Genomic DNA, 24,504 nt, shown 5'->3' with positions numbered 1-24,504 from the left:
GGGTGAAACGCATGAGCATTAGAGCTGAAGAAATCAGCGCCCTGCTTAAAGCGCGTATCGCGCAGTACGGTTCTACGATGGAAGTGAACGAGACAGGTACAGTCATCCAAATCGGTGATGGTATCGCTCGTGCACACGGACTCGACAACGTCATGTCGGGAGAGCTCGTAGAATTCGCTAACGGCACAATGGGCTTGGCGCAAAACTTAGAAGAAGGCAACGTCGGTATCATCATTCTCGGTGAATACCTTGAGATCAAAGAAGGCGATTCAGTTCGCCGTACGGGCCGCATCATGGAAGTACCAACAGGAGACGCGCTCCTCGGACGTGTCGTCAACCCACTTGGTATGCCGATCGATGGTCTTGGTCCAATCGAAACAGAACACTATAACCCAATCGAGCGTAAAGCTTCTGGTGTTATGGCACGTAAATCGGTTCACGAACCACTTCAGACAGGAATCAAGGCAATCGATGCCCTCGTTCCAATCGGTCGTGGACAACGTGAGTTGATCATCGGTGACCGTCAGACGGGTAAAACGTCGATCGCCATCGATACGATCATCAACCAAAAAGAAGAAAACATGATTTGTATCTACGTCGCAATCGGACAAAAAGAATCAACAGTCCGTGGTGTTGTTGAAACACTCCGTAAAAACGGTGCACTTGATTACACAATCGTCGTTTCTGCTGCTGCTTCACAGCCGGCACCACTTCTTTACCTCGCACCATTCGCTGGTGTAGCGATGGGTGAACACTTCATGGATCAAGGCAAACACGTTCTTGTCATCTATGATGATCTTTCAAAACAAGCTGCTGCCTACCGTGAGCTTTCGCTTCTCTTGAAGCGTCCACCAGGCCGCGAAGCTTACCCAGGGGATGTCTTCTACCTTCACTCACGCCTTCTTGAGCGTGCGGCGAAATTGAACGACGAACTGGGTGCAGGTAGCTTAACTGCACTTCCATTCATCGAGACACAAGCGTCGGATATCTCGGCTTACATCCCGACGAACGTTATCTCGATCACGGATGGTCAAATCTTCCTTCAATCGGATCTCTTCTTCTCAGGTGTCCGTCCAGCGATCAACCCGGGTCTCTCGGTATCGCGTGTTGGTGGATCGGCTCAAGTAAAAGCGATGAAGAAGGTAGCGGGTACGCTCCGTCTTGACCTCGCTTCTTACCGTGAGCTCGAAGCCTTTTCACAGTTCGGATCTGACCTTGATAAAGCGACACAATCGAAGCTTAACCGTGGTGAGCGGACGGTAGAGGTTCTGAAACAGGATCTTAACCAACCGTTGACTGTCGACAAGCAAGTCATCATCATCTATGCCTTGACTCGTGGTCACCTTGATGATGTTGCCGTTACGGATATTCGTCGTTTTGAAAAGGAACTCAACCTCTGGCTCGATCAAAACCGCAAACAGCTTTGCGATGAGATCCGTAAAACAGGTAACCTTCCGGCTGACGAAGAACTCGTTACAGCAATCTCAGAATTTAAGAAAACGTTCCAAGCGACAGTCTAAGACACAACTCTTAGGCTTCGCCTGAACGCTCTTGATACTAACAAGGTGGTGAATCGAAATGGCATCGTTGCGCGAGATACAAACGCGGATTAACTCGACGAAAAGTACGAAACAGATCACGAAAGCGATGAACATGGTTTCGGCGTCGAAACTAAACCGCGCTCAAGCACATAGCGCGAAGTTCCAGCCTTACATGCTGAAAATGCAGGAGGTTCTTGGAACCATTGCGAATGGCACGACAGGTGCGAGCCATCCGATGCTCGAGAAACGTCCCGTCAAAAAGACTGGATTTATCGTCATCACATCGGATCGCGGCTTAGCTGGTGCATATAACGCCAACGTGCTGCGTGAAGTCTACCGGGAAATCAAAGAAAAGCACACTACGGACAGTTACGTTCTGTACGTGGTCGGTAAAGTCGGTGTCCAGTTCTTCCGTTCACGCGGAATCTTGGTCACGGATGCGATCACGGGACTAAACGATTCTCCTTCGTATGTTGACGTAGCTGAAATCGTGAAGCGCACAGTGAGTGCGTTCACGAACGGTGAAATCGACGAACTCAAGCTGAGCTACAACCACTTCTTATCTGTCATCAGCCAGGAAGTGAAAGTCGAAACGCTTCTCCCACTCGGAGAAATCGAAGCTTCGTCTTCGACGACTTATGAGTATGAGCCAAGTGAGGATCAAATCCTTGCTGAACTCCTTCCACGTTATGCGGAAAGCTTGATTTTCGGTGCACTTCTTGACGCGAAAGTAGCAGAACATGCGTCACGTATGACAGCAATGCAAAGTGCGACAGATAACGCAGATGACTTGATCGGTCGATTGACTCTCGTCTACAACCGGGCTCGACAAGCTGCAATCACGCAAGAAATCACAGAGATCGTCAGTGGAGCAGCTGCGCAGCAGTAACCCACTCGGCGTAATGATAGGTAGGAGGAAACACGATGAACGAACTCGGTTTTAAAGGCCGCGTCGTCGCGGTCATGGGACCTGTCATCGACGTTAAGTTCGAAGAGGGACACTTACCGAAAATCTACAACGCGCTTCGTATTCAATATACGCCGCAAACTGTAGAAGAAGTGGCTATCGACTTAACGCTTGAGGTCGCATTACACCTTGGTGACGATGTCGTCCGTACCATTGCGATGGATTCTACGGATGGTGTACGCCGTGGAGTGGAAGTCCTGGATACAGGTGCTCCAATCTCGGTACCCGTCGGTGAAGCGACACTTGGTCGCGTATTCAACGTACTCGGTAACCCAATTGATGAAAAAGAACTTGATGCAAGCGTGGAACGTCTTCCGATTCACAAAAAAGCACCAACGTTCGATAACCTTTCAACAAAAGTTGAAATCCTTGAAACAGGAATCAAAGTCGTTGACTTACTCGCCCCTTACATCAAAGGTGGTAAGATCGGTCTCTTCGGTGGTGCCGGTGTAGGTAAGACCGTCCTCATCCAGGAATTGATCAACAACATCGCCCAAGAGCACAGCGGTATCTCGGTATTCGCAGGTGTTGGTGAGCGGACGCGTGAAGGAAATGACTTGTACCATGAGATGACGGATTCAGGCGTTATCAAACAAACAGCGATGGTCTTCGGTCAGATGAACGAACCACCTGGTGCACGTCTTCGTGTTGCCTTGACTGGTTTGACAATGGCAGAATACTTCCGTGATGAGCAAGGACAAGACGTTCTTCTCTTCGTTGATAACATCTTCCGTTATACGCAAGCAGGTTCAGAGGTATCGGCCCTTCTCGGTCGTATGCCATCTGCCGTTGGTTACCAACCGACACTTGCAACAGAGATGGGTATGCTTCAAGAGCGTATCACGTCAACAAACAAAGGTTCGGTTACATCAATCCAAGCGGTTTATGTACCAGCCGATGACTATACTGACCCGGCTCCTGCGACGACGTTTGCTCACTTAGATGCAACGACGAACCTTGAGCGCCGTCTCTCTGAGATGGGTATTTATCCTGCCGTGGATCCACTTGCATCTACATCACGTGCCCTTTCACCTGAAATCGTCGGGGAAGAGCATTACGCTGTAGCACGTCAAGTTCAGGAAACACTTCAGCGTTATAAAGAACTTCAAGATATCATCGCAATCCTCGGTATGGACGAGTTGTCTGAAGATGACAAGTTAAGTGTTCACCGTGCGCGTCGTATCCAGTTCTTCTTGTCGCAGAACTTCCACGTAGCTGAGCAGTTCACAGGACAAAAAGGATCGTACGTTGCAGTTAAGGACACGATCCGCGGCTTCAAAGAGATCCTCGAAGGTAAACACGATGATTTAACGGAAGAAGCATTCCGTCTCGTCGGTCCGATCGAAGATGCGATTGAAAAAGCGAAGGCGCTTGTCTAAGTGACAAAGCATAAGGGGGACTTGAGATGAACACACTTCATGTCAATATCGTCACCCCGGATGGCGAAGTGTATGATGGCGATGTCCGTATGGTCGTTGCGAAGACGATTTCTGGTGAGATCGGGGTTCTCCCGCACCACGTCCCACTCGTAACACCACTCGACATCAGCATCTTGAAGTTGCGCCACGAAGATGGCGGACGCACGTTGATCGCTATCAGCGGTGGCTTTATGGAAGTGCGCCAGGATACTGTAACCGTTCTTGCTGAAACAGCGGAGCAAGCAGATAAGGTCGACTACGACCGTGCTGCGGCTGCGAAGGTTCGTGCAGAACGACGTCTCCAGGACACGAAATTATCAGATCTTGAGTTCAAACGCGCAGAGCTTTCATTGAAACGGGCAATTAACCGTCTCGATTTAAAAGACTACGGTCGCGATTGATTCAAGCAAAAGACCCGGTTTCCCTCGAGGAAATCGGGTCTTTTTTATATAAATCATCAATAGATTAGTATTTTTGGCATGTTTAAAAAAGATTGAGGTTTAAGATACATAAAAATAGTAAAAGTACCATATAGACGTCTTATTCACAAACTTTTCATTATTCCTTCATTAGAATTTATGACATTCATCTTTAATAAATATATTTTATGAGCTAAAATAAATGTATCTTGCGCTTTTTTATTTGCGAAATCATTCATTTTATGAAATCATGGTAAGGTTGAAGAAACAGAAGAAGAGGTGCAAGAGCGTGACGTCAATTGGTTTAAGTGCTTTAGTCAGTATGCTTGTATATGTAATGGCAATCGTTCTTGCCTGGTGGTCACTTTTGCCAGTCAAGTGGGAAAAAATCCTGCAACATCCTAAAGGACCACACGCGATTGCGTTACGGACCTTGCTTGCGATTGCACTCGGTTCATTGGTCGGGCGCTTTTTGCTTGAATACTTCGGGTTTGCCCAGCGGCTCCAATTTTTAGTCGGGTGAACTTGTAACTTCCTTGTAAACCCTAATTTATTCATCTGAATTAGTATAGAAAAGGATAGTATTCTTATAATGAAGAAACACAATCACTGTTGCAATGACATATCGTATTGGATTTGGCACGAAAGATAACTATAGGAAAGTTTCTTTCTATCATTCGTTGAATTTTCAACTATGATCAACACCAATCACGAAGTGAACGAATAGAAAAGAAACGAAGCAGAGGAGTATGGGTAATGGAAAAAATTGTTGTCCGTGGCGGACGTAAATTAGCTGGAACAGTCAAAGTAGAGGGTGCGAAAAACGCCGTCTTAAAAACATTGGTCGCGACTTTGCTCGCTTCAGAAGGTCAATCGGTCCTTCAAAACGTACCACGTCTCGCAGACGTCTATACCATCAACAATGTCTTACGGAACTTAAACGCACAAGTCGAGTTTGATGCAGAAGCGAATACAGTTACCGTCAACGCAGAACCAGAACTAAAAGACGAAGCACCACTTGAATACGTTCGTAAAATGCGTGCATCAATTCTTGTCATGGGTCCACTCCTCGCGCGTCTCGGTCGCGCACGTGTCGCGATGCCAGGTGGCTGTGCGATCGGCTCACGTCCAATCGATCTTCACCTTAAAGGATTCGAAGCAATGGGTGCAAAAACGATTATCGGCAACGGTTTCGTCGAAGCACATGTCGACGGTCGTCTCCAAGGCGCAAAAATCTATCTCGACTTCCCATCAGTCGGTGCAACAGAAAACATCATGATGGCAGCAACACTTGCTGAAGGGACAACCGTCATCGAGAACGTTGCAAAAGAACCTGAAATCGTCGATCTCGCAAACTTCTTAAACGCGATGGGTGCGAAAGTACGCGGAGCTGGTACGGAAACGATTCGGATCGAAGGTGTCGAGACGTTACATGGTGGAAACCACTACGTCATCCCAGACCGAATTGAAGCCGGAACGTTCATGATTGCGGCAGCCATCACAGAAGGTGATGTCGAAGTCATCGGTGCAGAACGTGAACATCTTCGCCCACTGATTTCAAAAATGGAAGAAATGGGTGTTCAAGTGACGGATACAGAAGAGGGGCTTCGAATCGTCGGACCAGAGAAATTGGTTGCAGTCGATGTTAAAACGATGCCACACCCTGGCTTCCCGACAGACGTCCAAGCACAAATGATGGCACTTGTCTTAAAAGCAGAGGGCACATCAATCATCACGGAAACGGTCTTCGAAAACCGCTTCATGCACGTCGAAGAATTCCGTCGGATGAATGCCGATATCAAAATCGAAGGACGCTCATCAATCATCACAGGTGGAGTACAACTTCAAGGAGCAGAAGTCTTATCAACGGATCTTCGTTCAGGCGCAGCCCTCGTCACAGCTGGATTGATTGCTGAAGGCGAAACACGCGTCGGAGCACTTCACCACATTGACCGCGGATATGTAGATTTCCACTTGAAACTTCAAGCACTTGGTGCAGATGTCGAGCGCATCACGGAAGAAACAGCAGTTGTTGAAGAAACAGCAGCATCGAAGCTGTAAGCTTAAGCTATTATTCCATTTCATCAGGTAGAGACGACTTTCTCAAAAAGAAGTCGTCTCTTTTTGTGTGCCTGTGCTAAAATTGAAAGGTATGTATACATAAATGGGTTAGACGTCCAATCGACGTTCTAAATTATGGAATAATAGCCAGCTGGTAAAGGAGATCACACGAGATGTTTTCAAAAGATATCGGAATTGATTTAGGGACTGCCAATGTCGTCATTCATGTAAAGGGAAGAGGAATCGTTCTCGATGAACCTTCAGTCGTCGCCATCGATAAAGCGACCGGCAAAATTCATGCAGTAGGTACGGAAGCACATTTAATGGTAGGCCGGACGCCTGGAAACATCGTCGCGATCCGTCCGCTCCAAGACGGAGTCATCGCAGACTTCGAGATGACGGAAGCAATGCTGCGTCATTTCATCGATAAGATTGAAGTCCGCAGTATGTTTGGTGGCGTACGGATGTTGATTTGTACACCAGCGAGCATCACGACGGTCGAAGCGAAAGCGATTCGCCAGGCCGGCGAAAAATCGGGTGCGAAAACCGTCTTCCTCGAAGTCGAACCGAAAGTGGCCGCGGTCGGGGCAGGGATGGATATTTGGATGCCTGCCGGACATATGGTCATTGATATTGGGGGCGGTACGACGGATGTTGCTGTTCTTTCAATGGGTGACATCGTCTGTGGGGAAACGATTAAGGTCGCAGGAGACCGGTTCGATCAGGACATCATTCGTGCAATCAAAGACCAGCACAAGTTGATCATCGGTGAACGGACGGCTCAAAACGTCAAGATGACAGTCGCGACGGTCTCAGACGAAGGGCGTCAAGAAGAGATGGATATCCGTGGGCGTAATCTCGTGACGGGTCTTCCGCATAACATCACGGTCTCGTCGCAAGAAATCCATGAGGCGCTTGCAGAATCAGCGATGGAAATCGTTGAGGCGACAAAACGGGTTCTCGAGAAAACACCACCTGAACTCGCAGCGGATATCATCGACCGTGGCATCATCCTAACGGGTGGCGGGGCATTGCTCGACGGAATCGATCAGTTATTAGCGAAAGAACTTGGGTTACCTGTCTTAATCGCAGAAGATCCGATGTTGTGTGTCGCACGCGGTACAGGCATCATGCTCGATAACTTAGGGAAATAAGGAATGGCGTTTAGTACGGAGCGATAAGGTAACATTCACTTCATTGTGGATGTTACCTTTTTTGATTGTAGTTCCTGAAAGGGGATGTATTAGAAAAGATTCTTTCTTCCCGTGCTTTCCTCGGGCGGGGCGCAAGCCGTTGCTACTTGATCCTAAATGGACAAGTATCAGGGTCTCGCTTGCCTCTGACAGCGCAAAAAGATTTTGCGCTTTTCCCCGTAGGAGTCACGGGAAGCGAATCTTTTGAGCCGAGAGTTTTTCCGTTGAATCACGTTTTGGAACATAGCGCTTAGATTACATCTAATTTTTTTTAGAAATGTAAGTATGGGCGGACGAAGTATAGCTTTATGAAAATTCAATGATTGCACTAGAAAAGATTCTTTCTTCCCGTGCTTTCCTCGGGCGAGGCGCAAGCCGTTGCTACTTATCCTGCCGGACAAGTAGCAGGGTCTCGCTTGCCTCTGACAGCGCAAAAAGATTTTGCGCTTTTTCCCGTAGGAGTCACGGGAAGCGAATCTTTTGAGGCAGGAGCTTTTCCACTGAATGACGTTTTAAAAAATGGTGATTAGGTAATGATGATTTTTGGTAGCCGTGAGAATAGAGTGCCTTCATGCCTGTAGATTTGAACGACTCGCTTCGAGAACGGTGAGACGCTTGAGGGAATCAGTGAACCTTGGAAAGGTTCACGAGCAAGCAGGGGGAGACCCTGCAGCTTTTGTAAAAAGCGAAGCGGCTTCCCGCTTGCCCCTAAGCAAGCGAACCGTGGTAGAAGCGAATGTTGTTCAAAGCAAAGAATACGAATGTTGTTCAAAGCAAAGAATACGAATGTTGTTCAAAGCAAAGAATACGAATGTTGTTCAAAGCAAAGAATACGAATGTTGTTCAAAGCAAAGAATACGAATGTTGTTCAAAGCAAAGAATACGAATGTTGTCCAAAGCAAAGAATACGAATGTTGTTCAAAGCAAAGAATACGAATGTTGTCCAAAGAAACGAATTCGAATGTTGTCCAAAGCAAAGAATACGAATGTTGTTCAAAGAAACGAATTCGAAAATAGAAAAAACTGATCAATCCATTCAGGACTGATCAGTTTTTTGGTAGATCGGATGCAGCATCTTGACGACAAGTCACTTTGTACTTTGCATGAATGCTTGATAGGCATCGAAGTCATGGTAGACGATCGCACGTGGCGGAATCGGACTGTTCATCGTTTGATTGACGAGTTGATTCAACGCTTGGCGTGTTTTGCCGTAAAACGTGATGCTTGGTGTTTCAGGGAGTTCTGTGAACTCGAGCGCGTAAGAAAGGTGACGCTGGTGGCTTGCTGCATACAGTGTATCGATCAGTGTGACGCCAGATAAGCCGTTTCCACCGCCGTAGACGGTCCGGTAGCTCATCAAGGTCACTTCATCTGCAAGATCGATTGCCCACTCACTGACGGGGCGTCCCGATGCATCTGTGACGGTATGGAACCAGAACGGGAGAAAAAGTTGCAACGGTAGACCTTCGATTGTTGCCCGCTCATGGAAGGCAGTCAGGATCCGTTGATACGAGGCGATGACAGCGGATTGATCCGTCGTCCATTCTGGTAGTGCATACGGTTCGAGATCGACACTGATCCCGTCCGGATGTTGGATCGTTTCGCTTTGATACAGTGTGATCCAGGCAAGCGGGTCTTCAACGTTCGGTCGGAGCGCCGTTCCTTCATTTGTGATCCAGCGCGGTTGACCGAATAAAAAATACACTTCGATTCCTGCTGCATGTGCGGTCTCAACGAATGTACGGTAGCGGGTACGGTCACCCTCAACAGCGACATGGAGATAAACACGCTTCATCTGCCGATTTGCCAGCTGGTTGACTTTCGCTGAGATTTTTTTTGCTTCCGGAATCGACCACATCACGGTATGACGTGTGACGGGTGTAGCTGCTTGACCACTTGGCGGCATCAACAGACTGAAAAACGAGACGCAGACGAGACTGACGAGAAAACGTTTCATGATAGAGTTCACTCCTTCTGCATGGTACTTCTACTATCGGTTCGTTTGAGCGATATGAATACCCGCCAATAGTAGGAGGGACTATTGCATCAGTTCAAATCCTAGACATTTCACTTTGTGAAGCGTATATTAGAGGTTGTTGATTTGAATCGGAATTACCATTTTAAAGGAAGTGATGCCACAATGCCTTTGTGGAAAAGAAATTTAATCGTCGTGTGGATCGGGAGTTTTTTGACTGCCGCTGCACTCAGTCTCGTTTTACCATTTTTGCCATTATTCATTGAAGAGCTTGGTGTCGATGGGCGTCAAGATATTACAACCTGGTCCGGCGTGGCGTTCGGGGCAACGTTCCTTGTCGCAGCAATCGTCTCACCGATTTGGGGACGGCTCGCCGATAAAAAAGGACGGAAATTGATGTTACTCCGGGCGAGTCTCGGGATGTCGATTGTCATGTTCTTAATCAGTTTCGTCCAGGATGTCTACCAACTCGTCTTTTTACGACTTGTCATGGGTGCTGTCTCCGGATTCATCTCTGCCGGAATCACCTTGATTGCCTCTCAAACCCCAAAAGAGAAAAGTGGCTGGGCGCTCGGTACATTGTCGACCGGAGGGATTGCCGGTGGCTTACTCGGACCTCTGATTGGAGGATTCCTTGCCGACATGATTGGGCTTCGACCCGTTTTTCTCTTTACGAGTGTACCGTTATTTTTAACGTTCCTCGTGACGTATTTCTTCGTCAAAGAAGAATTCATACCGCTTGAAGTCAAAAAAATGGCTTCAGCAAAAGAAATCATCCAATCGCTCCGTCATCCGGAGCTTATCTTAAGTCTATTCTTGACCACGTTCTTGATTCAGTTCGCTGCGCAATCAATCAGTCCGATTCTTTCACTGTACGTACGTGAACTCAGTCCGGGAACAGAACGACTGGCATTGCTGTCAGGAATCGTCGCCTCGGCACCGGGGATTGCAGCCCTGATTGCCGCGCAACGTCTCGGACGGCTGTCCGACAAGATAGGTGCGGAACGTGTCTTGTTCTTTGCCTTACTCGTGTTTGCCGCGTTCTTGATTCCGCAAGCGTTCGTTACGGATACGAGTCAATTGATTGTCCTGCGGATGGGAATTGGTTTTGCGACAGCAGCGTTGATGCCATCGGTACAAACGTTACTCCGTAAACATACACCGGCGAATGCGTCTGGGCGAATCTTTGGTTATAACCAATCTGCCCAGTTCATGGGGAATTTCATTGGACCACTGGCAGGTGGGCAAATCGCCGGTCACTTCGGTTTTGAAGCGTTATTCTTGTTTACCGGATTGATCGTCATCACGAATGCGGTTCTTGAACGGACACAAACGGCAGTTCTCAGTAAAAAACATTCGTAACCGGAAAGCCTCTTTGTCTGACGACAGAGCGGCTTTTTTTAACCCAACATGAAGAAGTCATCGAGCTTCTCTTGTTGCGAGTGTTCGAGTGCCTTCATCAGGTGAACGGACTGGGCGCGGACTTTATAGTCGGCTGAATAGTGGAACAGTCCGTTATCGAGCTCCGTGATGGTGAGCGGTTCGACGATGGTTTCAGGATGTGTGACATCTTTCAACTGTAGGGACAGCTCAATCTGGTGGTTGACGGGTAGACGGACGGAACTGTAAAAATGGACGGACCGGTTCGTACTGCGTGTAATCAGGATTGGTGAGGCACCGACATGGACTTCTTTCCCGTTCAGACGAGTAATCGTCACTTGACCATGGAGCGACGGCAACGGTTTTTTAGGTGACACTTTTAAGGTTTCTGAGGGGATCAACGTCCCGAGACGGAGAAGCTTCGGCAGGTCTTGCTCCGCGACCGGGCGACTGAATAGATAACCTTGGACGGCATGACACTCGGCGGAACGAAATAGTTCAAGTTGATGGACCGTCTCGACACCTTCGGCGACGACGGTCACTTGCAACTCTTTGGCGAAGTAGAGAATGGATTTTAAAAGCGCATCCGGTTGTTTTTGTTGTTCGAGTTGCGCAACAAAAGAATGGTCGAGCTTTAAAGATGTGATGGGATAATCACGTAAACATCCGAGCGAAACCTGTCCAATCCCGTAACGGTCGAGAATCAATGGAATGCCTAACTTTTTTAAAGCCAGGATGTTTTCAGTGAGGACCGCATTATCTTCGGTGAAAGCAGACTCCGACAACTCAAAACGAAGGTGTTTTGCTTGTACATCATGGCGGGCTAAGCAGTCCGTGACACTTTCGATGAAGTCCGTTTGCAAGAGACGTTTTGGTGAAAGGTTGATCGAGATCGGAACGACGGGCAGGGATTGTTTGATGAGACGGTTGAGCGTTTGGCAGACCGTGTCGAGAACCCAGTCGTTAATCGGGCGGTAACACCGTCCCTCTTCTGCGAGCGGGATGAAGTCCTGGGGCGGGACAAAACCCCATTCCGAATGTTCCCACCGGACCAAGGCTTCGAATGTAATGATCTTGCCGCTCCAAATGTTGACGGTCGGTTGAAACTCAAGGAAAAGTTCGTCGCGTTCAATCGCATAACGTAAACCTTGTTCCAACTGATGCCGTCTGTAGATTTCAAGATTCAGTTTTGACGTATAGAACTCGTATGCCGGGCGCTTTTGCCGTTTAGCGCGGGCTAAAGCAGTATTAGCGGTGTCCAGCAGTTCAGCAGGTGTCATATTATCGCCGTTTTCATAAGAACTGACGCCGATTGCGAGTGGAGGAATAAATTCAAAGTCGTCAATCCAAAACCGTCGTTTCGCAAGTTCGAGCAGGTGCAGGCAGCGTTTTTTCAGTTCTTCTTCATTAAAAAGTTCGGGCAAGAGGGCCATGTAACGGTCGCCATCAAGATGTGCACAATAAACATCAGGAAGTTGTTCTTTGAGTGCGTCCTGGGTATCAAGGAGCCATTGTTCACCAAATCTGTATCCCAGCTGCAGATTAATTTTATAAAATTGATTGAACTCGATTGCGATAAGGCAAATGGGTTGCTGTGTGGCGAGCGAATACTCGATTTCGCCGAGAAGCGCCGCCTGATTCGGCAGACCTGTCATGGGATGACATTGAGACAAGCGGATGATTTCATCTTGTTGCTGTTTGACGTGCGTGATGTCCGTGACGATGCCTTGGTATCCGGTATACCGTGTACTATTCTGCTCCCGTCGTGGAAGACGAATTTCTTCGAACCAACGCCATGTATCTTTTAAATGCATCCGATAAGTCAACCGGATGGTGTCGTGCGGGTCATGGTCTTTGAGAACGGTCGCGACATGACGCAAATCATCCGGATGAAGGAGTTCCTGCCAAAAGGCTGGATCCGTTTCAAGTCGTTTCAGGTAGTCCGGATAATGGTGTAAAAATCCTTCGGTCAAAAATGTAAAGGTCTGTTCAATTTCATTGTATTCGTAAACGACTGTCTCAACTGTTGAAAAAACACTGCCGGACGGATTATGTTGTGGGTGTGTGGAACGTGTCACCTCATAAAACATCATACTGACGAACATGCCGTCGTCCGCATAGGAGGAGATGCTTTCACAGCGTAACAGTCGCTGGTGATTCTCCTGTCGATTCATTCGTAATTGAATACTCATCGCATGTTCTTGCGTGGCGAGTTGTTTTAATGTGGTCTTAAAAAGTATCTGGTCGTCCGGATGGATCTCAAGTAAAAATTCCTCGATCTCCATGTTCGATAGGCGGTGTGCTGAAATGGTCAGTAGGGCAGTAAAATCTTTAGAAAAGAACCACTCTTCCGTCAAGGGGAGATAGTCCAAAAAAGCGACAGGCGCCTTGGATTCTGCCAGGCGTTCTTTTTGGGTAAATCGGATATGCTGCTTGCGCAGGTGGACGTGCTGAGAGATGTCACGGGCGATTCCATAAAGGCCGATGATGAGATGATTTTTGTAAATCGGGATATTCGTGACGTTCATCGTCAGCAAATGTCCATCTTGATGGCGGACTTGTGCTGTGAAGTGGACCGTCTCGCCTTGGAGCGCCCGTTCCTTGAAGGGTGCGATTCGGACAGCCTCCGACGGATGGATGAACGTACTGAAATGTTTCGTAGACAACGTGTGATCAGGATAACCGAGAAGTAACGCCAATTTTTGATTATATGAAACAATGTGACCTTCAAGGTCTAATGTATAAACCGCATCCGGGTGATTTTCTAAAAAGTAAGTTGCATCCGTTAGTTCTCTAAAATCAAGCGATCCATCTTGTGACAATCCTGGTCGTTTTTTTTGAAAGAAGGGCATACAATCACCTCAATTAGTTAGATTACATACAGTATAACAATTTTTGGAAAGTTTTGATAATTGAGATTGAATAGGATTCAGCACTTTTTTAGAAAAAGGGCTAGGACTTTCGGTTCAACTATTTTTCTCATTCCCTTTTTTTGAAAAAAACTCATAATTCGGTGGAACATGACCGATATACTAAAGACAAGAGAATTGAACAATAAGTCAATGAGGAGACAACACATATGTTACGAGGAATGTACACGGCGTCTGGCGCAATGCAGGCGTTACAACGGCAACAAGAGATGTTGAGTAACAATCTGGCCAATGCACGGACGCCTGGCTTCCGTGCCGATCAAGCATCACTCCGGACGTTTCCGGAGATGATGATTCAACAGTCCGCCATCAATGAACGGACCGGGGTTCGGTCAAAAGGAACGGTCGGAACGCTGGCGACGGGTGTCTTCATGCAGGCGGCGACACCGAACTTCGCCCTCGGATCGATTACGGAGACGGGCAATGCAACGGATCTTCAAATCAGTTCGACGGATGGGTCGGCACTCTTTACGATTCGCCACCGCGATCCCGTATCAGGAGACGAAGAGACGCTCTACACGACGAATGGACAGTTCGCCGTCGGTCAGGATGGTTTACTCCGGACGACAGAAAATGATCTCGTCCTCGATACGAACGGACAACCACTCAATGTCGTCAACGAAGACTTCAAAGTGAGCGCGGAAGGTGCCGTGACGGACGGGAACGGGCAGGCAATCGGAAATCTCGGACTCGTCGTGACGGACCAACCGGAGACGCTTGAGCGGACAGGGAACGGTTTGTTCCGCTCACCTGATGCACTCGCGGCAGGTGACGTCAAAGTCGACCAAGGTGTACTCGAACTCGGGAACGTCGAAATCGAGCAAACGATGGCCGAGATGAACAGCGGGCTCCGCCAGTTCGAAGCCAATCAAAAAGTCATTCAAGCTTACGACCGGACGGCTGAAAAAGCAGTCTCTGAAATTGGTCGTGTCCGTTAATCTGAGGAGGAAACTATGCAATCACTTTATACATCAGCTAGTACGATGGCTCAATTACAAAAACAACTCGATACGACAGGGCATAACCTCGCGAACGCGAACACGAACGGCTACAAGCGCCGTGATTCCCAGTTCAATGAGTTACTCGTTCGCAATATCGACAATCAACTCACACCGGCGCAAAGCGGTCCATTGACGACGCCGAATGGTCTCCGGCTTGGTGTCGGGGGATATGTCGCGAATGAAGCGACACGTTTCACGGTCGGGACGTTTCAAAATACGGGACGTAACCTAGACGCAGCACTCGGCAACCCGCACCACTTCTTTGGTGTGATTGATGCGGACGGCGTAACGAAGTTCACCCGTGACGGCAACTTTGAATTGTCACCGCAAGGCAACGGACAAGTGTTGCTGACGGATGACGCGGGACGTTCGGTCATCAATCAAGCGAATGAAGCCATCACGTTACCGGATAATGCGACAGGGATTGAGCTGAACAAAGACGGGAACATTACGGGACTCCTCAACGGGGAACGTCGGGTCCTCGCCCGGATTGGTGTCGCGGATATTCCGAACCATGGCGAATTGACGGATGTCGGAGGCGGACTTTACACGGCGACCGGTCAATATCAAAATGCACAAGGCAATCCGTTGACGGTCGGGACACTGGAGACATCGAACGTCGACATGGGAACTGAGATGACGAACTTGACGCAGATTCAACGCGCCTATCAGTTTAATTCAAAAGCCTTGATGACGACCGACCAAATGATGGGAATCGTCACGTCACTTAAATAAGCAGTACGTCAAAAGCCGCTCGTTCCGATAGTCGGAACGGGCGGTTCAGCGTATAGACAACGTAGTACTCGGCAATTAAAGCGTCTTCTTTTTTAAGGAGTAGCCGTGCAGCCGTTTCAGAGCGCTCTCCGTATTGAATCGCTTACGATTGCCGATTTGAAGACGAGGCGAGACGGGGAAGCGCGAAAAAAATGCCTACATATGTGAAATTTTTAAAGTGAATCTGGACTTTTTCACGCGTGACTCGAGCAAGCATGAAACCTTCGTGAACAATAAGAACTTGTATAGAAATGGCCGATGATCCCTTGAAAAGTGGGATCATCGGCCATTTGATTGATGGAGGACGGAAACGTCCGTCACAAGGAGTGGGTTCGGTCTGGCTTATGAGTCAGACCCTTTTTGCTTACTGATTTTTTAAGCTCAAGTAGATGGCTGCCATGTCTAAATCGGCTTGGTCACTAGTGTTCGCTTGTTTGTATTGTTTACGCGCGGCTTCCGCTAACGGTAAGTTCAGGTGATACCGTTTTGCGGCATCCGTGATTAAGCCTAAATCTTTCGCCATCAAGCGGAGCGGGAAGGCAGGCGGGAATTCTTCTTTCCGGTACATGTCCTGCTTGCCCTGGAAGAGTGGTGTGTTCATGCCGGACAAGGAAATCATCTGAATGATTTTTTCTTTGTCGAGCCCGGCTCCTTCCGCGAGCAGGAACGTTTCGGCAAGACCTTCACCGATGATTCCGAGCAGGAGATTGATGGCAAGTTTTGCCGAGCTGCCTGTCCCGTGTCCACCAAAGTGGATGCTTTCTTTGCCGAGTATGTGGAGGTACGGTCGGCACGTCTCGAGTGTTGCTTCGTCGCCACCGACGAGCATGACGAGTTGACCGGCTTCTGCGACACCGACTGAACCGGAGACAGGGGATTCGAGATAAGTCGCGCCGGTCTGTTCGACGAGGTGTGCGAACTGTGTCGATTCTTCGGGCGAAATCGTACTCAAGTTGACGACGATTTTGTTTTTTAAGTCACTTGCGAGCAGCCCATCGTCCTGACGTAAGACACTCTCGACGGCGTTCCCGTCTGCGAGCATGATGAAGAGGATGTCCGACTGTTCAGCGAGTTCGCGTGGCGAGGAAAGTGACGTCGCACCTTCTGCGACAAGTGCTTCTGTTTTGTTTGCTGTTCGGTTGTATACGTGTAACGGGTGTCCGGCACGGCGCAGCCGTAACGCCATCGGTACACCCATGTGTCCTAATCCAATCCATCCAAGTTGCATATGTCTGATTCCTCCTGTAGGTGTAGAGTCGCTTTAGCTATTCCCGTTTCGAACAAGATGCTAAACGCGCTACAAGAGGTGTTCTCGTGTACCTACAAAAAATCCCCCCGCGTCTCAGTGGACATGGGGGAATGAAAAAACTCATTCTGTTTCGTACGTTAAGATCGTTGAAATGACAGCGACCGGAAAGCGAATCGTGAAGGTCGAGCCAATACCGACCGTTGATTCGACGTCAATCGTTCCGTTATGGTGCTTGACGATTTCTTTACAGATTGAGAGACCAAGACCCGTTCCACCAATCTTGCGTGTCTCTGAATTATCGACACGGTAGAACTTATCGAATAGTTTCGACATCGCTTCTTGCGGAATACCCATTCCTTGATCGCGAATCTTGATTTCAGCGAAACCATCTTGATTTTGAACCTCGATGGAAACCGTTCCACCATCCGGTGAATACTTAATCGCATTGCTGAGCAGGTTGTTAAGCAGCTGTTTAATTTTTTCCGTATCTGCATCGATCATGATTGGACCAGTACCTTCGAAGGTTAACTGGTGTGTCGTATGAGATGCACCATAGAAATCAGTTACGCTACTCGCCAGTTCGACGATATCGAATGTCGACATTTGGTAGCGTTGTTCGCTCGACTCCATGCGCTGGACATCGAGGAAGTCATTGACGAGGGTCGTCAGGCGACCTGTCTCCGAGTGAATCGTCTGCAAGTACTTTTGCTGACGTTCTTCTTCAAACGTTTTGTTGAGCATCAGCTCCGTAAAGCCGTAAATCGACGAGAGGGGTGTCCGGAGTTCGTGTGAGACGGTCGAGACGAATTCTTCCTTCATCCGGTCCGACTCCGTTTCTTTCGTGACGTCCCGTAAGACGAGCATCGTTCCGACCCAAACGTTGTCGATTTGAATCTTCTCAGCGTAGATTTGGATATAGGCACTGCGCGAGCGGATCGAGACGACGAGGCTATCCTTCGGAAGGTTTTGCTCGACGACTTGTTCGATGTACTGTTCGAACGGTTCCGCTTCATCGATGATGGAAGACAAGGCCGACATCGCTTGACGGAACGACGAGAGATTACTTTCGTCCTGGTATTCCGTTTGAATTTCCGGGAACAGCTTCATCAATGGTTCATTTACAAGAAGTTCGTCCGACTCGTGTTCGATATAGACGACAGCTTCCCGGATCGAGTTTAAGAGTTGTCCTGTTTTGTTCTTTTCGTGGATCATTTTTTCGTAAATCCCCATCCGCATCAATGATAACGAGATTTGGTGCGAGAAGGAAAGAATATCGGCCATCTGTTCCGGTGTGAACGCATCACGGTAACGGACCAGATAAATACAAGCGATAATTTTCTCTTCATTCGGATCAAGGATTGGAACGGCAACTTCATACATGTAGTACGGATACGGAAGTGGACTTTCATGCGCCACTTGTTTTGACGAGTGGACCGGGCGCTTTAGAACGCGTGCGCGATGGAACAACGATTGATCTTCATGAATCAGTTGCTCGACCATGTCAGGTGTCATCCCGTATTCGATCGTCGACCGGACATCATGTTGGTCGAGGAAGAGCAACGCACCGATTTCTGAGTGCGTAATCGAGACAAGCTTTTCGATGATTTCTGGATAAGCTGTCAGTGTCTCACGAGACGCAAGTGTCTCCGTCAACTCATTCCGGTATTTCAAATGCTGTTCGCTTTGGAGCGTAATTTCGAGCGCTTCTTCGAGTTCTTCCTGTTGAGCTTGCAGCTCTTCTTGTTGGGCGACGAGTTCTTCTTGTTGAGCTTGTAATTCTTCATTCTTCGCTAACATATGCACTTTGTTATCGGCAATCGATAACGCCATCCGGTTAAAGGAAGCCGTCAACGTATGCAGTTCATCGCGGCGTTTCGGTAACGGAAGCTCTTTCACGTCTTGACCGGTTGCGAGTGATTTACTGTCACGCGATAACGAATTGATTTGTTTCGTCACCCGGCTGATGAACGGGCGGACGAGTAGAAGAAGGATGATGACGAGCACGACAAGGTTCGAGAGCCAGATGAATTGAGCGGTGCGCATTTCATTCAACAAGCTGTCTTTTGCTGCGGCTTCTTCCCTTTGAAGAAGGCTTAAATAATCCGTCAGTAACGTATCAATGCCGGCAGTATCCGCATCCCCGTCGATTTGGTTGTTCGACCCTTTTAACGTACCATCCGGGTTGAATAGTTCACTGCCGTCCGATAGCGAAGCAAGTGTTTTCGGATCGAGAAAGTTTTCCTCGATTTTTCCGTCCTGCTTTTGCGTAACGTATTCGCTTAAGAGCGGGAGGGCTGTCCCGAAATAATCGTCATATAGCCGACGTGTCGCCGTGGCATATTGATCCCCTTCGGCATAGATGGCATTTTGCTCGAACCACGTCGTCAACCGGTTGATTTCGCGTTGATTGGTTTTGACGGCATTTAGCATTTCGGGTGTTCCGAATAAGACATACGATTTAACGTTGCTTTGGGCGAGCGACCAATTATAGGCGAGCGCATTCGCGTTCGTTTGCCGTTCACGTAAATCGTCAAACTTTGCGTCCGTTTGACTGATTTTTTGTTCCGTATACGAATAGACGATGGCGGATGTGATTGTAAGTGCGATAAATACCGCATAAAACGCAAACATCAACTGCCGACCGATTTTTTGGTTAATCCATTTCACGTTCGAATCCTCCATATTCTGTTATATGTGTCCGGTTGTTTTTTTAAAGTCTCTGCGCTTAATTTTACTCTTGTTCGTTCTTTATCTTCAAACTTTAACATGCAAAGATGTAGAATGGATATTTTTTTGTAGAAGAGTATTTAAAACTTTTGGGAATCAGGGTTAGAAGAAGTGATATAGAGGAAAACTAATGAAGTGAATGCAATCATTAATTACTTATGAGGAAGTGACAGGATGCACAAAATGTTTGAAAACAAATGGTACAGAGGTGCCTGGTGGGTCATGACGCTCCTAATCATCGTCTGGATTGGAAACCATGTGACGTTTTTATTTCGTCCACTTGCGATTTTGCTCCAGATGGTCGTACCGCCGCTTGCGATTGCGGGGATTCTCTACTACGTCCTCTTACCGATCGTTGAGTTATTAGAGAAGAAGATGAAACGGCGTCCTGCCGTTGTCGTCGTCTTGCTTGGTTTAATCGGAATTTTGACGACGCTCGGCTTTATCTTCGGTCCGGCCTTATCGAAGCAAGTCACGGAGTTCGTCAATTCGATTCCGAACCTGGCGACGGAATTTCAACGACAACTCGTCGAAGTCCGGGGACAACTTGAGAACAGTCGTGTCTTTTCCCGATTCGTCGGTGGACCGGACGACTTGTTTAATAAGTTCTCCAATAATCTCTCGGAATATGCTTCGTCCTTCTTGAAGAATGTCGGAGCAGGGGTCGGTGGCTTCGTCAGCTTAATCACGACGACCGTCATCACGATCGTCATCATTCCAATCATGTTGATTTACATGTTGATGGATGGACATAAGCTAAAAGGAAATCTTGTGAAGTTGATGCCGTATGAATTTCATAAAGAAACGAAAAAGATTTTAGAAGACGTTCACCAGACGATTATGAGCTACATCCGCGGTCAAGTCATCGTCAGCATCGGTGTCGGAATCATCGCTTACATCGGTTATCTCATCATCGGTATCGATTATGCGATTTTACTGGCAATCTTTGCGACATTGACGAACATCATCCCGTTCCTCGGACCGGTCCTTGGTGTCATTCCTGCATTGATCGTCGGGTTTATTCAAGATCCGATTCTCGCCGTCTACGCAGTCATCGTCATGACGGTCGCCCAGCAGATCGACTCGCACATCATGTCACCACTCGTGCAAGGACGAACGCTTGACGTCCATCCATTGACGATCATCATCGTCCTGCTTGTCGCAGGAAACATCGCCGGCTTCTTCGGTGTCCTGCTTGGTGTACCGTTTTATGCCGTCATGAAAGTCATCATCATGAATCTTAATCGTTTGTATCATCTGCGGACGCAGAAAAAGATGGTCATCACGGATGAAGAGAAGACGTTCGATACGATCATCACGAAAGAATGAGCTTTGAAATTTCCATGCGCTTGCTTCATACTAATAAGGGAATGGAGCGTGTCAGGAAAGGGGTATGTGTCAGATGGATCAACGTCATGTCGAAGAGCAAGCCGATTTATTAGCCCTACAGAAGTTTCAGCATAATTTCGAAAACAGCCTCAAATCGAGTGTCATCTATATTTTACGGGATGGAGCGTTGACGATTGGTGAGATTGAACAACGTATCGACCAGTCGCACGGACAGATTCTCGAACAGTTGCAAGAATTGATTGAAGATGGTCTCGTCATCCAGCAGATGTCAGAAAAGGTTGATGGACTGGCGTATTTCCTGACAGCCCCGGCGGAAGATTTGGTCCGACAGTTCAAAGAATCGATCAAATGGAGTAAACAACACATTACCTATTAATCTTGACAGAACATCCCTTGAGCATGCGCTCGGGGATTTTTTGATAGCAATAAGCACTGAACCAATACCTACATCGAAAGTTGGACTTGTCACGTAAGGGGATGTTTGTAAGATGAAGAAAATCATTTTCTATCTCGTCATATTGGTACTCGTCGTCATCATTGTCGCTAAGTTCATCGTTCCACTGTCCGGCTGGTTCGGACAAGAGGAGCCGACGAAGTCAGTGTCAGACCGGACGACCTTGCGTCTGACCGAAGCGCAACTGAAACAATTCGACCGGGAAGACCGGATTGGTGTCAGTTATGAGATGGCGGGTCTGTCGCTGAAGACGCTTGATGTCAAGCGGATGGATACGGTTCGCCAGACGCCACTCTTGTTCGTCGAAGTCGAAAAAGAAAAAATCTTGCAAGTCAGTGGCGAAACGAATCGATTGCTCGCGATCACGGTCAAAATTCAAAACCAGTCGGCAGATGCCATCGAAATCGCACCGAAGCTCGGGGAATACGAAGCGAACGGAAAAATCGTGACCATTGCTGATCAGTTCAATGCATTGAATGGTGTGTATGAACCCCGGGAAGAACGGGTCGGAATTGTCTTCATTCCGACGACGGCATCGATGATTGAACCGGGGCGGTTGAATCTGTTTTACGAGACGGCGTCCGGGAAAAAGCAGTTACGAATTGCGTTGAACTAAGCGACCGATTAACTGGATGGAAGGTGAGGGCGTAAAGCGTTTGCTTCATTTGAAGTCACTGGACAAAAAAATCTTCCGTTCAAGGGGAACGAAAGATCTTAGGCTGTAGACAAAGTGCCATCGGGAGATCAAGCGTCTTATTTCGTTGCTTTCCTCGGGCGAGGCGCAAGCCGTTGCTCCTTGATCCTAACGGACAAGAAGCAGGGTCTTGCCTGCCTCTGGCAAGCCGCGTGAATCACGCGCTTTTTTCCCGTAGGAGTCAACGAAACACGATGCTTTTTAGGTAATATCGTGACGGAAAACGGCGCATGCAGACGGTTTAGAGCGCACTCCGTCTCGAATCGCTTAGAACCGTGAAAAGCAATCAGTCGCGACCCTGCAGCTTTGCTGTAGCGGCGTGACCGATTGCCGCTTTGAAGACGAGGCGAGACAGGGAGGCGCGACCGGATTGTCTCTCGTTATCACATGTTCACGCTTCATAAGAGTTTGTCTAGACGCTGAAAGATCTTCCGTTCAAGAAGAACGGAAGATCTTTTTTTGCTTATTTTTGAGTCACACTGAACGCTTCAGCGGATTCGATACCTGCTTTATTGACGGCCGTGATAATGAAACGACCTGTTTTGTCTTTTGGAAGCGGGAATGATTTTCGTTCGATTGATTCCGTCGAACCGAGTTTTTTCCGTTTGCCATCTTGTTCTTGATAGATGTTATAAGCGACGACCTCGTCGTCAGTGGAAGCATACCAGTTGACGAATCCACCGCTGATGCGGACGTTTGTCGCCGGTTTCGGCGGTGTATTGACAGGATCGGACGCTTTCTCATCAAGTTCCGTGAACACGACGAGCCGGTTGTCGTATGTCCCGGCATTTTGATCGTATGTTCCGATACAGGTAATCAAGTTCAAGTTACGTGTATCGGCAGCACCGAAGATTTTTTGGAGTGGAGCATCAAGATGACCATACTCGACAAGCTTTTTGACGCGGAAGACGAGCGTCCGTCCCGATTCATCTTTAATTTTGACCGGGTCTCCCTTTTTCAGTTCATGGAGCTTATAAAAGACGGCAGGACCGGTTTTTGTATCCGTGTGTCCGTCGATGACGGCATTTCCGACGTCCCCGGGGCGTGGTCCGAATTTGTACCAACCGACCTGTTGTTCATCTTTTGGTGTACCCATCGCGCCTTTTTTATCAAGACCGACTTGTTCGACTTTTGATTTGACGTCGAGTGGGTCGATCGTCAATGTTTTCGGAAGTTCGACTTCATTAGTTGAGAGCGTCTTGAACTCCTTTTTAAAGATTTCTGACGGTTTGAGCGGATCCTCCTTTGTCTCGGAAGAAGCCGCGGATTGTGATTCAGGCTCACCTTGCGTGATGTTCGTTTCTGTCTGGTTCGTGTTTCCGAATAATAAGAAGATCAATGTACCGACTGAAGCAAGCATCAAGACGATACTGATTGGCAATAACCATTTTTTCAAAACACGTCACTCCTTTCCGAGAGGGAGACCTCTCTATGTAGAAAAAGGATAGTGCCGAGGGCGCTATCCTTTTTTAGTATACCCGATTTCTTATGCGTTTTGACGTTTGCGTGCGACGACGATCCCAGCTGCGCCGAGTGCAAGACCGAAGAGTGCGAGTGCACCTGTTGTTGCGTTGTTGTTTGTGTCGCTCATGCCGCCGTTACCTGTGTTCGGCATTGAACCTGGTGTACCGTCCATGAATTTCTCAGGTGATTGTTTGACGATTGCTTCACCGAGGTTTTCACCGACACCGTACATGTAAGCATATGACTCACGGAACGTGTCGACTGATCCTTTGTAGTCGCCTTCCGTGTACTGCATGAACGTGTCTTGGACATACGTTTCATGGCCAGCGACGGCTTCTTGTGCTGCTTTTGTCGGAAGGTTTTCTTCCGTTGCTGCTCCGAGGAACGCACCGAAGTCTTTCGTGAACATTTTGAGCATGTCTTGTGCGTCACCCATCATTTTTTTATCATCGTTGATGGCTGCTGTGACGAGGTTCGCTTGTGCTTCGATGTGGTTTTTCGTCCAAACTTGCTCGAACTGATCCGCACCGGCTTGACCGTAGATTGATTTGATCGCGGCTTTGAAGTCAGCTGTGTGCATGTCTTCCGCCCAGTTCGCTGCGTCGTAGTCTTTCGCTTGATCGACGCCTGCTGTCATGCTGATGTTCGCAAGTGCGACGTGTTCAGCAGCGAGGCTGTTGAGTGTTGACCGGAGGTCAGCGGCTTTTGTATCAGCTTTCGTGTTATCGAACTTCTCAGGCATTTGTGTTGTGATTGCGACTGAGAGAGCTTTCGAGATGTCATACATGCGGCTGTAGCCTTCACGGAACGTGTTGTACGAACCTTCATAGTCGCCTGCTGCATACTCTTGGAATGTTTTATAGACGTCCGCTTCGTGGGCACGGAGGGCTTCTTCAGCAGCGGCTTT

At 48.1% G+C, this 24,504-nt stretch carries 18 protein-coding genes and 1 pseudogene; 13 read left to right on the top strand and 6 right to left on the bottom strand.

The annotated features are described in order from the left end of the window. Positions 1 to 11 precede the first annotated feature (11 nt). The 7 genes from atpA (at position 12) to mreB (ending at position 7,560) form a co-directional block, all read left to right on the top strand. Positions 12 to 1,520 carry a F0F1 ATP synthase subunit alpha gene (gene atpA, locus KNQ04_RS11120; RefSeq protein WP_214850769.1) on the top strand — a complete coding sequence of 503 codons (1,509 nt, stop codon included), beginning with the start codon at positions 12 to 14 and terminating at the stop codon, positions 1,518 to 1,520. A 58-nt stretch (positions 1,521 to 1,578) separates the two neighbouring features. Beyond that, the gene (gene atpG, locus KNQ04_RS11115; RefSeq protein ID WP_214850767.1) at positions 1,579 to 2,430 is read left to right on the top strand and encodes an ATP synthase F1 subunit gamma; all 852 of its coding nucleotides are present in this window, start codon (positions 1,579 to 1,581) and stop codon (positions 2,428 to 2,430) included. A gap of 35 nt (positions 2,431 to 2,465) precedes the next feature. Further along, positions 2,466 to 3,887: a F0F1 ATP synthase subunit beta gene (atpD, locus tag KNQ04_RS11110; protein WP_214850765.1), complete on the top strand. Its 1,422-nt coding sequence runs from the start codon at positions 2,466 to 2,468 to the stop codon at positions 3,885 to 3,887. 26 nt (positions 3,888 to 3,913) lie between these two features. Continuing rightward, on the top strand, positions 3,914 to 4,327 hold the full coding sequence (locus tag KNQ04_RS11105) for a F0F1 ATP synthase subunit epsilon (protein WP_029331741.1): 414 nt from the start codon (positions 3,914 to 3,916) through the stop codon (positions 4,325 to 4,327). Positions 4,328 to 4,634: 307 nt separating this feature from the next. Then, a complete protein-coding gene (locus KNQ04_RS11100) occupies positions 4,635 to 4,868 on the top strand; it encodes a DUF1146 domain-containing protein (protein ID WP_214850763.1) in 234 nt (77 codons plus the stop codon). A gap of 233 nt (positions 4,869 to 5,101) precedes the next feature. Continuing rightward, entirely contained in the window at positions 5,102 to 6,406 is a 1,305-nt protein-coding gene (gene murA / locus KNQ04_RS11095; RefSeq protein WP_214850761.1) for a UDP-N-acetylglucosamine 1-carboxyvinyltransferase, read from the top strand. Between the two features lie 173 nt (positions 6,407 to 6,579). Next, the gene (gene mreB / locus KNQ04_RS11090; RefSeq protein WP_214850759.1) at positions 6,580 to 7,560 is read left to right on the top strand and encodes a rod shape-determining protein MreB; all 981 of its coding nucleotides are present in this window, start codon (positions 6,580 to 6,582) and stop codon (positions 7,558 to 7,560) included. A gap of 1,126 nt (positions 7,561 to 8,686) precedes the next feature. On the opposite strand, the gene KNQ04_RS11085 is transcribed toward mreB, so the two are convergent. Beyond that, positions 8,687 to 9,556, bottom strand: a complete 870-nt coding sequence (locus tag KNQ04_RS11085; protein WP_214850757.1) for a hypothetical protein — start codon at positions 9,554 to 9,556, stop codon at positions 8,687 to 8,689. A 183-nt stretch (positions 9,557 to 9,739) separates the two neighbouring features. Here KNQ04_RS11085 and KNQ04_RS11080 point away from each other — a divergent pair, with 183 nt between their 5' ends. Continuing rightward, the gene (locus tag KNQ04_RS11080) at positions 9,740 to 10,936 is read left to right on the top strand and encodes a multidrug efflux MFS transporter (RefSeq protein ID WP_214850755.1); all 1,197 of its coding nucleotides are present in this window, start codon (positions 9,740 to 9,742) and stop codon (positions 10,934 to 10,936) included. A gap of 38 nt (positions 10,937 to 10,974) precedes the next feature. Here the strand turns inward: KNQ04_RS11080 and KNQ04_RS11075 are convergent, their stop codons facing one another. Continuing rightward, positions 10,975 to 13,806, bottom strand: a complete 2,832-nt coding sequence (locus tag KNQ04_RS11075) for an EAL domain-containing protein (RefSeq protein ID WP_251137010.1) — start codon at positions 13,804 to 13,806, stop codon at positions 10,975 to 10,977. 227 nt (positions 13,807 to 14,033) lie between these two features. Between KNQ04_RS11075 and KNQ04_RS11070 the strand changes: the two genes are divergently transcribed. Both KNQ04_RS11070 and KNQ04_RS11065 read left to right on the top strand, forming a co-directional pair. Next, on the top strand, positions 14,034 to 14,822 hold the full coding sequence (locus KNQ04_RS11070; protein ID WP_214850753.1) for a flagellar hook-basal body protein: 789 nt from the start codon (positions 14,034 to 14,036) through the stop codon (positions 14,820 to 14,822). Between the two features lie 15 nt (positions 14,823 to 14,837). Then, a complete protein-coding gene (locus tag KNQ04_RS11065; protein WP_214850751.1) occupies positions 14,838 to 15,620 on the top strand; it encodes a flagellar hook-basal body protein in 783 nt (260 codons plus the stop codon). A 403-nt stretch (positions 15,621 to 16,023) separates the two neighbouring features. Here the strand turns inward: KNQ04_RS11065 and KNQ04_RS11060 are convergent, their stop codons facing one another. Beyond that, positions 16,024 to 16,887: an NAD(P)-dependent oxidoreductase gene (locus tag KNQ04_RS11060; RefSeq protein WP_214850749.1), complete on the bottom strand. Its 864-nt coding sequence runs from the start codon at positions 16,885 to 16,887 to the stop codon at positions 16,024 to 16,026. A gap of 141 nt (positions 16,888 to 17,028) precedes the next feature. Next, entirely contained in the window at positions 17,029 to 19,575 is a 2,547-nt protein-coding gene (locus KNQ04_RS11055) for a HAMP domain-containing sensor histidine kinase (RefSeq protein ID WP_214850748.1), read from the bottom strand. Positions 19,576 to 19,809: 234 nt separating this feature from the next. Between KNQ04_RS11055 and KNQ04_RS11050 the strand changes: the two genes are divergently transcribed. The 3 genes from KNQ04_RS11050 (at position 19,810) to KNQ04_RS11040 (ending at position 22,055) form a co-directional block, all read left to right on the top strand. Continuing rightward, a complete protein-coding gene (locus tag KNQ04_RS11050) occupies positions 19,810 to 20,964 on the top strand; it encodes an AI-2E family transporter (RefSeq protein ID WP_214850747.1) in 1,155 nt (384 codons plus the stop codon). A 73-nt stretch (positions 20,965 to 21,037) separates the two neighbouring features. After that, on the top strand, positions 21,038 to 21,361 hold the full coding sequence (locus KNQ04_RS11045; protein ID WP_214850746.1) for a winged helix-turn-helix transcriptional regulator: 324 nt from the start codon (positions 21,038 to 21,040) through the stop codon (positions 21,359 to 21,361). 112 nt (positions 21,362 to 21,473) lie between these two features. Further along, on the top strand, positions 21,474 to 22,055 hold the full coding sequence (locus KNQ04_RS11040; protein WP_214850745.1) for a hypothetical protein: 582 nt from the start codon (positions 21,474 to 21,476) through the stop codon (positions 22,053 to 22,055). 541 nt (positions 22,056 to 22,596) lie between these two features. On the opposite strand, the gene KNQ04_RS11035 is transcribed toward KNQ04_RS11040, so the two are convergent. Further along, a complete protein-coding gene (locus KNQ04_RS11035) occupies positions 22,597 to 23,529 on the bottom strand; it encodes a class F sortase (protein ID WP_214850743.1) in 933 nt (310 codons plus the stop codon). A 90-nt stretch (positions 23,530 to 23,619) separates the two neighbouring features. Next, positions 23,620 to 24,504: pseudogene (locus KNQ04_RS11030) on the bottom strand (copper amine oxidase); the annotation flags it as partial.

The sequence above is a fragment of the Exiguobacterium sp. s193 genome, from assembly GCF_018618755.1.
GTDB lineage: Bacteria > Bacillota > Bacilli > Exiguobacteriales > Exiguobacteriaceae > Exiguobacterium_A.
Note: the sequence above shows the minus strand (reverse complement) of the source record. Positions and strands in the feature narration are given on the sequence as shown.